A 384-nucleotide genomic window follows, 5' to 3' on the forward strand; every position below is an offset into this window, starting at 1 on the left:
CCAGCATGGTGCGGAACTGCCGCCAGGCCGCGTCCGAGATGGCGCGGGCCAGACTGTGGTTGGCCGTCATGGTGCGGACGGTCAGGTCCTCGATCACGATCGTTTGGGTTTCACGAACGGGTCGAGTGGTCAGCTTGTGCAGGTGGTCGCGGCGGCGGTCGGCGATCCGGGCATGAATCCGGGCCACCGCCAACCGGGCCTTGGCCCGGTTCGCGGAGCCTTTGGCCTTGCGCGTGAGGTTCCGCTGGGCGCGGGCCAGCCGATCGCGGTCGCGGCGTTCGTGCCTCGGGTTGGGGATCTTCTCCCCGGTGGAGAGGGTGAACAGGCTGTCGAGGCCGGCGTCGACCCCCACCACGGCACCCGACGCCGGGGCCGGCTCGACCC

The 384-nt window shown here is 71.1% G+C and carries 1 protein-coding gene; it reads right to left on the reverse strand.

What is annotated here, in order from left to right; genetic code table 11:
• A partial coding sequence (locus ACFHWT_RS31490) for an RNA-guided endonuclease InsQ/TnpB family protein (RefSeq protein WP_416598351.1) occupies positions 1-352 on the reverse strand: 352 nt, incomplete at its 3' end.
• Positions 353-384 lie beyond the last annotated feature (32 nt).

It is taken from the genome of Micromonospora sp. LOL_021 (assembly GCF_048060215.1).
Classification (GTDB): Bacteria; Actinomycetota; Actinomycetes; order Mycobacteriales; family Micromonosporaceae; genus Micromonospora_E.